The sequence below is a fragment of the Paludisphaera sp. genome (genome assembly GCF_037189885.1).
Taxonomy (GTDB): Bacteria; Planctomycetota; Planctomycetia; order Isosphaerales; family Isosphaeraceae; genus Paludisphaera.
In genome coordinates this window covers 115,552-128,248 of the sequence record NZ_JBBCIR010000023.1, presented here as the reverse complement: position 1 = coordinate 128,248, position 12,697 = coordinate 115,552, and the positions used below count along the sequence as shown (strand labels likewise).

Annotated in this window: 6 protein-coding genes; all 6 read right to left on the bottom strand. The window is 73.8% G+C overall.

Going from position 1 to position 12,697, the window contains the following annotated elements; genetic code table 11:
• Positions 1-12: 12 nt before the first annotated feature.
• Positions 13-2,418 carry a VWA domain-containing protein gene (locus WG209_RS09430; protein WP_337174775.1) on the bottom strand — a complete coding sequence of 802 codons (2,406 nt, stop codon included), beginning with the start codon at positions 2,416-2,418 and terminating at the stop codon, positions 13-15.
• 58 nt (positions 2,419-2,476) lie between these two features.
• Positions 2,477-4,684 carry a BatA domain-containing protein gene (locus tag WG209_RS09425; protein WP_337174774.1) on the bottom strand — a complete coding sequence of 736 codons (2,208 nt, stop codon included), beginning with the start codon at positions 4,682-4,684 and terminating at the stop codon, positions 2,477-2,479.
• A 377-nt stretch (positions 4,685-5,061) separates the two neighbouring features.
• Complete coding sequence (locus tag WG209_RS09420) at positions 5,062-5,961, bottom strand: DUF58 domain-containing protein (RefSeq protein ID WP_337174773.1); 900 nt, start codon at positions 5,959-5,961, stop codon at positions 5,062-5,064.
• A complete protein-coding gene (locus WG209_RS09415; RefSeq protein ID WP_337174772.1) occupies positions 5,918-7,000 on the bottom strand; it encodes a MoxR family ATPase in 1,083 nt (360 codons plus the stop codon). Before WG209_RS09415 ends, WG209_RS09420 begins: the two co-directional genes overlap by 44 nt.
• Positions 7,001-7,054: 54 nt before the next feature.
• Positions 7,055-11,551, bottom strand: coding sequence for a PQQ-binding-like beta-propeller repeat protein (locus tag WG209_RS09410; RefSeq protein WP_337174771.1), 4,497 nt, complete (start codon positions 11,549-11,551; stop codon positions 7,055-7,057).
• Positions 11,552-11,848: 297 nt separating this feature from the next.
• Positions 11,849-12,634 (bottom strand): hypothetical protein, encoded by a 786-nt coding sequence (locus WG209_RS09405; protein ID WP_337174770.1) that lies wholly within the window; start codon positions 12,632-12,634, stop codon positions 11,849-11,851.
• Positions 12,635-12,697: the final 63 nt, after the last annotated feature.

Here is a 12,697-nt window from a genome sequence, read left to right as displayed (position 1 = left end):
TGACCTTGTTCATCATACCATTCGGGCCCTCTTCCGCAGAATCCATTCCGCGGCCAGCAGCGCCAGGAACAGGGCGAGGGCGGGCCAGGTATTCCACAGGGGGATGGGAGGGTCGGTGTCGAGGGGGACCTTGGCGGGCCTGGGGAGGTCTTCCAGGAGGGTCGCGGCGGCGGTCGCGGGGTAGTAGACGCCGCCGGCGGCCGAGGCGGCCCGGCGCAGCTCGGGCTCGTTCATCTGGACCCGCTCGAACTCGCCGGCCGGCGCCTCCACGCGGAACGTCGCCGTGGGGATTGGGCCCTCCAGCACGGGGGGCGGCAGCAGCCGCGCCGTGTATTCCCCCTCGGCGGCGCGCGAGAGGACCCCTTCGAAGACGTTGCTCGCCCCGGGCGACCGCGTCAGCTTGATCGTCCGGCTCGTCCCCCCCTGGCGCTCCACCTGCACCGTCGCCTCGTCGCCGGCGGGGGCCAGGCCGGGGTTCGGGAAGCGGACCCGGATCTGGACGGGCTGGCCGCGCTCGTAGGCGCGGCGGTCGGCCTGGATCTCGGCCTGGCGCTTGCCGGCCAGCCGCGACCGCGCCAGGAATCGGATCGTCTGGACCCAGAACCGGCCGAAATACCGGTCGCCGGCGCGGAACCGCCAGCGCCAGGTGTCGTCGAAGGCGTGGAACATGGTCCGCCCGGCGCCGGTGAACTGGTAGGCGATCAGGGGCACCTTGCCGTCGGACCCGGTGGCCGAGGCGTGGTCGACCAGCACCAGCGCGCCGGGCTTCTTGCGCGGGGCCTCCAGGTACCAGTACGACTCGGGGAGTTCGCGCCAGACGCGGGCGCTCTCGGCCTCGTCGGCGCTGAAGCGGAAGATGGGGCTGCCGCGGCCTTCCGGCGTCAGCTCCGGGTGGTAGGGGGCGACCGGCGCCCCGACGGCCGAGGGGTCGCGGGCGTCGGCCAGCTCGACGGGGATCAGGGCCTCCAGCGGGGTCCCGCGGTAGGCGAGCGGATTGTACAGCTCGCCGGCGATGAACAGGACGCCGCCCCCCTTGTCCTCGGCGAACTCCGCGAGGTTCCGCATCTGGGCCTGGCTGAGGTAGCTGGGGTCGACGTCGCCGAACAGGACGACGTCGAAGGCGAACAGCTCCTCCTTGGACGTCGGGAACGTGGGGATGGCGGAGCGGTCCTGCTCGCTATACTCGGGGTCCGACGACATGAGGACCACGGACAGGTCGATGGTCTCCTCGCGCTCCAAATAGGTCTTGAGGTAGCGATACTCGTAGCGGGGCTCCCCCTCCGCGAGCAGCACCTTGAGCTTCTCCTTGCGGACGGAGATGTCGCGCTCGATGCGGTTGTTGTCGACCTGAAGCTCGCGGGGCTGGGGCGTCACCTCCAGGACGAACGACCTGTCGCCGGTCTCCCGCGGCTCGTGGACGATCTCCACCCGCGCCGGCTGGCCGTCGGGGGGGGCGTCCAGCTCGACCGCCCCGATCTCGACGCCGGGCGCGTCGGCCTTCGCGCCGGGGGGGCGTTCGAGCAGGCGGACGCGGACCTTCTCGCCGGCGAGCCCGCGCGCGGCCAGCTTGGCCTGGAACCGGACGGCGTCGTCGACGAAGACGACGTCGTCCACGAGCAGGTCCGTCAGTTCCAGGTCGCGGGCCGGCTCGGCGCTGCCGAGGCCGACGGCGTAGAGCGGCACCCCCTTGCGGGCGGCCAGCTCGGCCGACTTGACGAGCGGCTCCCCCTCGGTGGTCTGGCCGTCGGACAGGAGGACCACGGCCGACGGCGGCGCGCCTCGCAGCTCGGTGAGGACCTGGCGAACGCCGTCCCCGAGGCGGGTCTGGGCGCCGGCGGGCGCGACGGCCTTGAGCTTCTCGACGGTCGGATCGACGTCCTCCGGGCGGTTGATCTCGGCGAGGAGACGGGTGGCGTCGGACGTGAGGTAGATCCGGACGCGGTGCTGGCGCTGGAGCGAACGCAGGAGCGCCGCGTCGTCCTTCAGCAGCAGCCCCCTGGCGACGGCCAGGCGGGTCGCCTCCTCGGGCTTCGCGGCGCCGGCCAGGGCGGCGGCCTGGGCCTGTGCCTCGGGATCCTCGTACTGATCGGCGATCTGGGCGGAGGCCGAGTCGTCCACCAGGAGCGCGATGTACGGGAGGCCGGTGCGGTCGACGGAGAGGGCGGCCTCCGCGAGGAAGAAGACGGCGAGCAGGATCAGCGAGACCCGGAGCGCCGCGAGGATCCCCCGGGTGAGGGCCGGGGCGCGGGTCTCGCGGCGGTAGAGCCAGATCACGAACGCCGACGCCCCGACCACGACGGCCAGGAGCGCCCACTGCGGCCACGGTTGCTCGAACCGGATGTGCGGCGACACGGCCTCCCCCGCGCGGGGGGGCTCCACGCCCAGGCGGTCGGCCAGGTATCGGAGCAGCGATTCCATCAAGGCTGGCGTCCTCGGTCGGGCGGTCGGGTTCGATGATCCTTGATCTTGCCTCGGCTCAGCGCGAGCCCGCGCGGCCGAAGCGCCACGCGGCGAACGATTCGATCAGCAGCAGGGCGAGCACGCCGTAGAGCAGCGGGCGGTGCAGCTCGCCGCGGCGGCCGACGGAGGCGGCGTCGCGGGACAGCGCCCGGCCGTCTTCCAGCAGGACGAACCGCAGGCCGGGGAGCCGCTCGACCAGGCCGGGGCGGTCGAGCTTCGCCGGGTCGCTCTCGGCCGGGTCGGTGTTGGCGGCGAAGGTCAGCTCGGAGGCGACGGGCGGGCCGAGCTTCACCTGGTACGCCCCGGCGGCGTCGGCCTGTTCGAAGTGCAGCCGCGCCAGGCCGCCCTCGGCCGTCAGCCTGGCGGCGATCGAGGCCCCGCCGGGCGTCTGGACGGTCGCGTCGGCCCCGGCGGCGGAGCCGGGGAACGTCTGGTCGAACGGCCGGCCGACGCGGATCGTCCGCTCAGTCTGCCGGCCCGACGCCGCCTCCATCACCAGGTCGCGCATCACCGGCGGATAGCTCCGGTGCGCCGGCCAGTTCGACCACGCCGAGTCGGCCGGGACGGCGACCTGGAAGACCCGGCCGCGGTCGCGGGCGGCCTCGATCACCGCGGGGGAGCCGTCGTCGAACGCCAGGGCGACCCGCGCGACGGTCTCCTCCGGGAGCTTCAGGCCGTGGTACGTCCAGACGCGCGTCTGGGTGAGCCCGGCGACGACCGGGTCGGGCTGGTTGCGGAACGCCGCGAGGATCGGGTGGCGGAACCCCTGGGGGTCGAACCGGAACGAGGCGTCCTTCCGCCCCGGGTCGCCCACGGTCTCCCCCACCGAGGCCGGCAGGATCCCCTTGCCGTCGGCGAACAGGAGTCGGTTGTAGTTCTCGGCCGAGACCTGGTCTCCGCCGAAGACGACGACGCCCCCCCCCTGCTCCAGGAAGTTCTCCAGCGCCTGGACCTCGACCGGGCTGAACTGGGCGACGTTGCAGAGGGCGACGACGTCGTACGCGCCCAGGTCGCGGCGGGCGAGCCGGCTCTCCGGCACGATCTCCACGCGGATCGGGTCGGGCTGCTCCGAAGGGGCCTCGCCGGGGGAGAGCGCGGCGGCGAGGAAGTCGGTCTCGGCCTGGAAGGAGTCGGGCTTAAAGTCGCCGTCGACCAGCAGGACGCGGACGGCCTCGCGCACCGGGACCACCAGCAGCCGGCGGTCGTCCGGCGGCAGCGCGTCCTCCTCGATCGACGCCTCCAGCACGCGGTCCCCCGGCGCGGGGAACTGCTGGTTGAACGCGACGGGGACCTCCTCGCCGACCGGGAGATCCACGAGCTGCTCCGGGCCGAGGCGGCCGTCGGCGGTGAGCCGGACGCGCGCCCCCTCGACGGGCGCGGGGCCGAAGTTCTTCACCAGGGCGGTGACGACGACGGTGGCCCCCGGCGTGACGACCGGGGTGTTGGTCGAGAGCCCGACCACGGCCCGGTTCCCGGCCGCGGGGGCGCCCAGGTCGATGATCGTGGTCCGGGGGCGGCGGGCCTCGATCTTCGCGAGGATCCGCCTCAGCCCGTCGTCGCCGGACGGGTCGGAGCCCCGGGCGCGCCAGCTCGCCGCCTGGAGGTCCGACAGGAAGACGATCTCCTTCTGGGAGACGGTGGACGCTTCCAGCACGCGGTCGACGGCCTCGAGCGTGGCCTCCAGGTCGACCCCCCCGGCCCCTTGCGTCAGCTCGCCGACCTCGCGGGCGACCTCCTCCAGGTTGGGCGAGGGATCCCCCACGACGACGCGCGGCGGGTCGCCCATGACGACGAGGCTGAGGGCGTCGCCCCGACGCGAGTCCTTCGCCAGCCGCGCCGCGACCGCCCTGGCCCGGTCGAACCGGGTCGCGCCGGCGGCCTTCGCCGCCATGCTCATCGAGGCGTCCACGACGATCACGCGATGGGTCCGCCGCCCGGGGATGACGTCGCCGAACGACTCCAGGAACGGCTTGGCCATCGCGGCGACGACCAGCAGGACGAGCAGGCAGCGGATGGCCAGCAGCAGCCACTGCTCGACGCGGATCCGGCGCTTGTTCTTCGCGAGCGCCGCGGCGAGGAAGCGCATGGCCGCCCAGCGCACCTCGCGGCGCTTGCGGCGGTTGAGCAGGTGGATGACGATCGGGATCGCCGCCGCCGCCAGCCCGTAGAGGAGCCCCGCGTTGGCGAACCCGAGCGCCAGGATGGGAGTGAAGGGGGGCGTCACGGGGAAGTTGCCTCACAATCCGCCGATCCGTCGAGGGAGGGCCCGTCCCATCCCGAGGAGACGCCGCGCCGAGGACGCGACGTAGAGGTCGCTCTAGCGGCCTTCCCCCCTGGAGGGGGAAGGTGGCCCGGAGGGCCGGATGAGGGGGGGACGAGCGGCACGACCTCCGGTGTTCGAAGGGGCTTCCCGGGGCCGTCGGCCTGGGTCGGCGCCGCGAACTCCGATGCCCGGCGGGCGAGCCCCCCCTCATCTGACCGCTCCGCGGTCTGTCTTCCCCCGCCAGGGGGGAAGACCGTCATCGGACGGCCTCCGCATGTTTTCGACACGGCTTCACCAGGGCAGAAGGACGATTGTCAGGGTGGCTGGAAGCTTGGATTTTATCGCCTCCGCGCCGACCGCGCGGCGAGGTACGCGGAGAGGGCGACGTCGAGGGGCTGGTCGGTGCGGAGGGGGACGTAGTCGATGTCGGCCATGCGGCACCCTTTCTTCAGGGCGTCGAGGTAGGCGGCCACTTCCTTCCGGTAGGCGGCGGCGATCGAGGCGGGGTTGGCGGCGATCTCGGGGATGTCTTCCATGCCCAGGAACAGGGTCGGGTCGCGGAACGGGAACTCGACCTCGTCGGGGTCCAGGACGTGGAAGACGACGACCTCGTGGCGGCGGTGGCGGAAGTGCTTCAGCCCGGCGATGATCTTCGCCGGGTCGTCCAGCAGGTCGGAGAAGATGGCGACGATCCCGCGCCTCTTGATGCGCTCGGACAGGTCGTGGAGCACGCCCCCCAGGTCGGTCTTGTCGCGCGCCGGGGCGGCGTCCAGCACCTGGATCAGCTCCTTCAGGTGGGACGGCTGGCCCGCGGGCTTGAGGTAGCGGCGCACCGAGTCGTCGAACAGCGCCAGGCCGACGGAGTCCTGCTGCTGCAGGACCATGTAGGCCAGCGCCGCGACGACCAGCCGCGCGTACTGGAACTTCGAGACCCGGTCCTCGGCCGAGTAGGCCATCGACTCGCTGGCGTCCAGGAGCAGGTAGAGCAGGAGGTTGGTCTCCTCCTCGTACTGCTTCAGGTAGAGCTTGTCGGTCTTGGACCAGACCTTCCAGTCGACGTGGCGGACGTCGTCGCCGGGGACGTACTCGCGGTGCTCGGCGAACTCGACCGAGAAGCCGTGGTACGGGCTGGGGTGCATGCCGGCGACGTAGCCCTCGACGAGCAGCCGGGCCTGGAGGTCCAGGCCCTCGACGCTAGCCAGCGTCCGCGGATCTAAATAGCTTTGATAGCGTTCCACCCTGCCGCGCCTCGCTTTCGTCGACCGGGACGGTCTGGATCAGCCGCGCCACCACGTCGTCGGGGCGGACCCCTTCGGCCTCGGCGTTGAAGTTGGTGATGATCCGGTGCCGCAGGACCGGCGGGGCCGACTCGCGGACGTCCTCGATGGCGACGTGGAACCGGCCGTGGAGGACGGCCCGCGCCTTGGCCGCGAGGACGAGATACTGGCTGGCCCGCGGGCCGGCGCCCCAGCTCAGGTAGTCGCGGACGAAGTCCGGCGCCTCGTCGCGGTCGCGCCGGGTCGCCCGGGTCAGCCGCACGGCGTAGCGGACGACGTGGTCGGCCGCCGGCACGCGCCGGACGATCTCCTGGAGCGTCAGCACGTCGCTCGCCGAGAGCACCTTCCCCACCCCCGGCCGCGGCGCGCCGGTGGTCATCCGGACGATGTCGACCTCCTCCTCCTCCTCCGGGTAGTCGACCATCACGTTGAACATGAAGCGGTCGAGCTGGGCCTCCGGCAGCGGGTACGTCCCCTCCTGCTCGATCGGGTTCTGGGTCGCGAGGACGAAGAACGGGTCGGGCAGCCGGTGCCGCTCGCCGCCGACGGTCACCTGCCGCTCCTGCATCGACTCCAGCAGCGCCGCCTGGGTCTTGGGGGGGGTCCGGTTGATCTCGTCGGCCAGGACGATGTTGGCGAAGACCGGCCCGCGGAGGAACTTGAACTGGCGCTGGCCGGTCGCCTTGTCCTCCTGGATGACCTCGGTCCCGGTGATGTCGGAGGGCATCAGGTCCGGCGTGAACTGGATCCGGTTGTAGGTCAGGTTCAGCGCGTCGGAGAGGGTGTGGATCATCAGCGTCTTGGCCAGGCCGGGGACGCCGATCAGCAGGCAGTGGCCGCGCGCGAAGATGCAGACCAGCAGCTCCTCCACGACCTTGTCCTGGCCGACGATGACCTTGGCCATCTCGGCGCGGAGGGTGTCGTAGGCGGACTTGAGGCGTTCGACGGCCGCCAGGTCGTCGTCGGCCGGCGGGGCCTGGCCATCTTGGTGGTCGCTCACGCGGGGTCCTCCCTTGGGTTGGTCCGGTCCGATGCGGTCGGGTGGTCGCGGGGGTCAGGGGGCGCCGAGGCTCCAGAGGGCGTGGGGGGTGGCGACGGTCGCCCCCCTCGGGTCGATCCGCAGCGCGACCTCGTCGATCGGCGTCGGCAGCGCCAGGCGCTGCACCAGCGCGCCGTCGTCCCGGCGGCGGACGACGACCGGCAGCGGGCCGTCGTCGTCCTCCAGGCCGGCGGCCTCCGGGCAGGCGACGACCGAGCGGTCGCTCAGGGCGATCGACCAGCGCGCCAGGCCGGGGCCGGCGAGCAGGGCCCGCCACGCCTGCGAGCCGTCCTCCAGCGCCACGGCGCGCAGCAGCCGCTCGCTGGCCCAGTAGAACCGCGATTCGTCCATCGCCGTCGCCTGGGGGCGCTCGGCCAGGGCGGCGGTCCCCAGGCTGGCCGACCATCGCCGCGAGCCGGTGGCGGGGTCGAGACGGATCAGGGTCCGGCCGTCGTGCAGGACGAGCAGCCGCTCGGCGTCGACGTAGGCGCGGGGGGGGCCGCCGGGGGGGAGCGCCTCGCTCTCGCGGAACTCCCAGTCGAACCGCCCGCGTTCCAGGTCGAGCTTCTTGACGGTCCGGCTGTCGGTCACCACGATCGCGTGGTCGTCCCCCAGCGGCACGGGCTCGCGCTCCAGGCCCTCGCGCTCCCCCAGCGGGACGCGCGCCAGCGCCCGGCCCGATTCGGACTCCAGGACGACGATCTCGGGGGGCCGACCCGGCCGCGTCGAGTCGTCCGCCCGGCCGGTCTGCAGGACGATCCGCTCCGGGCCGATCCACAGCCGCGGGTTGACGACCTCGCCCGCGCGGGGCGCGAACGACCAGTCGACCAGGCCCGTGTCGCCGTCGATCGCCACCAGTTCGGCGTCCCCCCGCAGGGCGAAGAGGCGGCCGGCGACGGCCCGGAAGCCGTGCATCGCGAGGTCCGCCGGCTCCGCCTCGGGCGGGGCGGCGTCGGGCCTGGGCGCCGGCTGGCGGGCGAACGGGTCGAGCGCCGGGCCGGGCCTGGGCTCGACGCGGGGGCCGAACCGCCACCGGACCTCCCCGGCGCGGGGGTCGATCCCCACGACGCTCGTGGGGGACGCGGCGACGAGCTTGTCGGCGAGGTACCCGACCCAGACGGGCCGCGTCCCGACCTCGGCCGTCCAGGCCTCGGCCCCGCCGTCGGGGGCCAGCGCGGTGATCGAGGAGGCGCCGGCGAGGAACGATCGCGCGGAGTCGGGCGCGGGGGGGACGCCGACGGCGGTCAGGGGCCGCGCGTCGCCGTCGCCGAGCCATCGCCAACGCCGGGCGAGCGGCGAGGGGACGGCGGGCCGGGGCCCTTCGGCGGCGAGCGAGGCCAGCGGCGCCCGCGACAGCTCGGCCGAGGCGAGCCCGGCCGCGTCGACGGCCTCCGCGCCGGCTTCCGGCTCGATGCGGACGCCGGCGAACCGGGCCTGGAGCCGCAGCAGGGCGTCGCGAGCCGGCGCGGCGAAGCCCCGGGCCTGGTAGGCCGCGGCCAGCCGCCAGAGGGCCAGCGCGCGGGCCTCGTCGTCGGGAGTCTCCAGCGCGAGCAGCCGCTTGTAGGCCGACGCGGCCTCGGCCGGGCGGTCCTCCGCCTCCAGCGCCGCCCCCGCGGCGAGCAGCGCGTCGGGGACGACCTCGGCGGCGGGGTAGGCTCGCGCGACCTCCCCCAGGCGGCGGGCGTCGCGGGCGCGGAGGGCTTCCTCGTAGGACTCGCGGGCGCGGCGGTCGTGGGCGGCGTAGGCCGCTCGGCCGCGGTCGCGGACGATCCCGGCCAGCACGTCGCCGACGTACAGGTCGGCCCGCACGGCGCGGCGGCCGTCGTCGGCGGGGACGGCCAGCGACGGCGTCCGCTCGTCGGCCAGCAGTTCCTGGAGCACGTCGACGGCCTCGGCGGCGCGGGACGCTTCCAGCAGGCCGTCGGCCAGGGCCAGGCGCGCCCGGAGGCGGTCGGCCGCCCCCCGCGCCACCTTCGACGCCGACTCCAGCCGGGCCAGCGACTCCGCCCCCTTGCCCTCGCGGCGGAGGTCGACGGCCGTCTTCAGCAGCAGCCGGAACTCGTGGTCGCGGGCCGCCTCGACCAGCGGGGAGCCGTCGACGGCGTCGGCCGCCTTGGCGCGATCGGCGGCGGTCTCGTACGAGGCCAGCGCCAGCTCGGTCGACCCGGCGGCCTCGGCGGCGCGGGCGAGGCGGTAGTGGGCCGTGGCGTCGTCGGGCTTCTGGGCGATCCGCTCGCGGTAGATCTCGATCAGCCGGCTGTTCTGGCAGAAGACCGTCAGCCCGTCGTTCTGGGCCACCACCAGGTAGCCGTCCCCCGCGACGAGGTTGCCCCCGGTGGTGTGGAACGCCTCCGCCAGCCGGATCGGCGGCGCGGCCAGCGCGGCGGTCTCCTGGTCGAGCACGAAGATCTCCGCCCGCGTCGGCCAGTAGATCCGGCCGCCGGCCAGCAGCCCGCGGCCGTAACCCTCGCGTCCCCCGGAGTCGGGCCAGGCCCGTTCCAGGCGGCCGTCCTTCGCGTCGAAGAGGAGCACGCGGTCGCCGGTGGCGACCAGCCGGCCCTTGGCGACGCCCAGCAGGTGGGAGATCTTCACGTCGTCGGGGATGGACTCGGTCTTCCAGAGGAGCCGGCCGGACCGGGCGTCGAACGCGAAGATGGCCGAGGCGTCCCCGGGCGCCACGAAGACGGCGCCGTCGTGGACCACCGCCGGGTTCAGGTCGCGCTCGGCGGCGATCCCCCGCCCCGGCTCGTGCCGCGGGTAGCTCGCCACCCAGAGGATCGCCCCGGTCCCGGCGTCCAGCGAGACGACCGCGCCCAGGTTCGTCTGGTAGTAGAGCGCCGGGCCGTCCAGCGAGAGCAGCCGGCTCCCGGGGTCGCTCGCGGGGGAGCCCCCCCCCAGGAAGTTGAACGGGTCGCCGTCGGAGGAGGCCGCCCCCAGGTATCGGATCCAGCGCGGGGAGCCGTCGGCGGCGTCGTAGCAGGCGACGTAGGTGGCCGTCTGCTCGCGGCGGTCGGTCACGGCGACGTACACCGCGCGGTCGTCGGCGACGGGGGCGCCCTCGAAGGCGACGGACGGGCTCCCCGCCTCGCCGGGCCGATCCGGGAGGACCAACTCGCTGGCGCGGCGGGTCCACAGCCGCTTGTCGCCGGGCTGGTCGCGGTCGATGGCCATGATGACGCTGGTGGACGCCCGCCCCCGCGCGGCGGCGATCCGGCCGAAGTTCGCCGGGATCGGGGCGGACGGCCCCATCCGCGCGTAGATCCGCCGTCCCACGGCCGTCAGGGTGTGCCGGGGGGTGGTCCACGAGGGGCGTCCCGCCCGCGGGGCGACGTCGTCCCCCTCGACCTGGCAGACCCAGACGGGCTCGATGGCCGTCGCGTCGTCCTCGCCGTCGGCGTCGATCCGCGACTCGAGGTCGTAGGCCAGGACGCGCGTCCCGTCGGAGACGACGACCTGGTCCCCGAGGATGATCGGATGATAGCCCAGCAGCCGATCCGGCGGGACCGCCGACCCCATCCCCATGCCGCGCGGGGCGGCGAAGCCGGGCCGGCCCGCGGCGATCCGCTCCAGCGGGGCCCGCCATTGCATCGAGCCGACGTCCACGGGCTCGTCGAGCACCCGGTCGCGCGTCGGCGAGCCGCCGAAGGTCGGCCAGCGGTCGTCGTTGCGGGGGGGAGGCGCCAGGCCGTCCGACTTCAGCGCCTCGGCCAGCGTCTGGGCGAGCGGGCCCGTCCGACCCGCGAGCGCGCCGGCCGCCTCGCCGCGGCGCCCCGCGAAGGCCTCGGCCTCGGCGTCCCCCTTCGGCGAGCCCATGGCGGCCAGGGCCAGGATCTTCTTGGCCTCCACCCGCGCCATGTCGACGGACGGGTCAGGGTGCGCGAAGTCGCTGGCCCCTTCAGGGCCGTCGGGGACGAGCCGGCGGTACATGGAGACGGACTCGGCGAACCGACCGTCCTGGAACGCCAGATCCCCCAGCAATTCCAGCGCGTCGTCGCCCCAGGAGGTGCAGAAGGCCTCGTCGACCAGCCGACGGAGCGGGGCGACGTCGCGGTTCTCCTTCCCTTCCTTGTACCAGCGCTCGGCCTGGGCGTCGCGCCTCGCCCGATAGACGGCCAGCGCCTCCGGCGGCAGCGCCGCCAGCGTGCGCTGGGAGTAGGCCCGCAGGTCGACGTAGAGGGTGAAATCCTCGTCGCGACGGGCGAGGGGGGCATCGGCCCCGGCGTCGGCGTCGGCCTCGCGGGGGAGGCGAGAGACCTTGCCGCCGTACTGGTCGATGATCCGCTGATAGATGGAGACCGCGTCCCCCCACTGCCCGGCGGCCGCGTGGTTGGCCGCGTTGCGGAGGAGGGCCTCGGCCGCCTCGCTCGAATCCGGATAGAACCGGGAGGCGCTGCGCGGGGGGGGCTGGGCGTGGGCGGTCGCCGCGGCCATCGCGCAGGCCACGAGGAGGACCGTCGCGATCCGCGACGGGGACTGGGCGCCGATGCGCCGGCGGAGCCGGGACCAGGTCATCCTACCTCCCCCCTCCCCGGTCCTCGTGACCGGACTGGAAGCGTCGACGCGTCCGACTCGTCCTTGACGATCGGCCCTCGGGGGGCGATCGCCCCCGCCTCGCGGTCGTGCCTATTGTATGAGCCGACCGGACGCGGTTGGCAACCCCCCGCGGCGAATCCGATGCCGACTCGGCGATTTTTCGCGGAGCCCGGGGGGATTGCGAGGGGTGGGCGACGATGCCGCCCGGCGCGCGAAACGGGCCTTCCGCCGCGTGGGAGGAAGGCCCGGCGCGAATTCAAGGGCGTGGGCCCCGCCTCACTTCTTGACCTTGCTGGGGTCGAGCTTGATCTCGCCGAGGTCGGCCTCGGAGCCGGCCTTGACCGTCACGGGCATGCCCTTGGCGCGGCCCTCGTTGACGAAGCCGACCTTCTCCTGCCAGACGACCAGGTTCTGCGCGCCGGCGGGGACGCCCTTGATTTCGAACGAGCCGTCCTTGCCGGTGACGGCGAAGAACGGGTGGTCGAAGACGGCGATGTTCGCGGTCATCCAGGGGTGAATGTCGCAGTTGACCTGGAACGGCAGGCGCTCGGGCTCCAGGTTGACCTCCATCGTGCCGCCGGCGGCGAGCATCTGGTTCAGCGAGGCCCCGCCGAAGCTGTTGTAGCGGACGTTATGGCCGACCGGGTCGCTCGACTTGATCAGGAGCGGCTGGTCCTTGTGCAGGGCCACCAGGTGGGGGATGAAGACGCAGTCCTTCTGGTCGAGCTCGGCGGTCGGGCTGGCCTTCAGCAGCGCCTTGACGGCGTCCGGGTTCTTGCCGGAGGGCTTGACCAGGTAGATCAGGGCGTCGGCGATCCCCTTGGAGTCGGGATCGATCTGGAGTTCCTGGGAGACGATCGGGCCGTCGACGCCGCAGACTTCCAGGTCCTTGGTGGCCTTGCCCTTCTCGACGAGGACCTTGGGCCCGGGGACGGTGCTGCCGCCCCACACGACGCGGCCCTTGATGGATCCGAAGTCGTCGGCGGCGGCCGGGGCGACGGTCAGGCCGGCCGTCGCGGCGGCGACGGCCAGGGCCTTGACGAGACGCGCGGGGCGGGACATGGCGAAGCTCCTCCAGGTGGGACTGGTGAATGGTTCGGCCCGTGGGCGGGATGATTCGGGCGA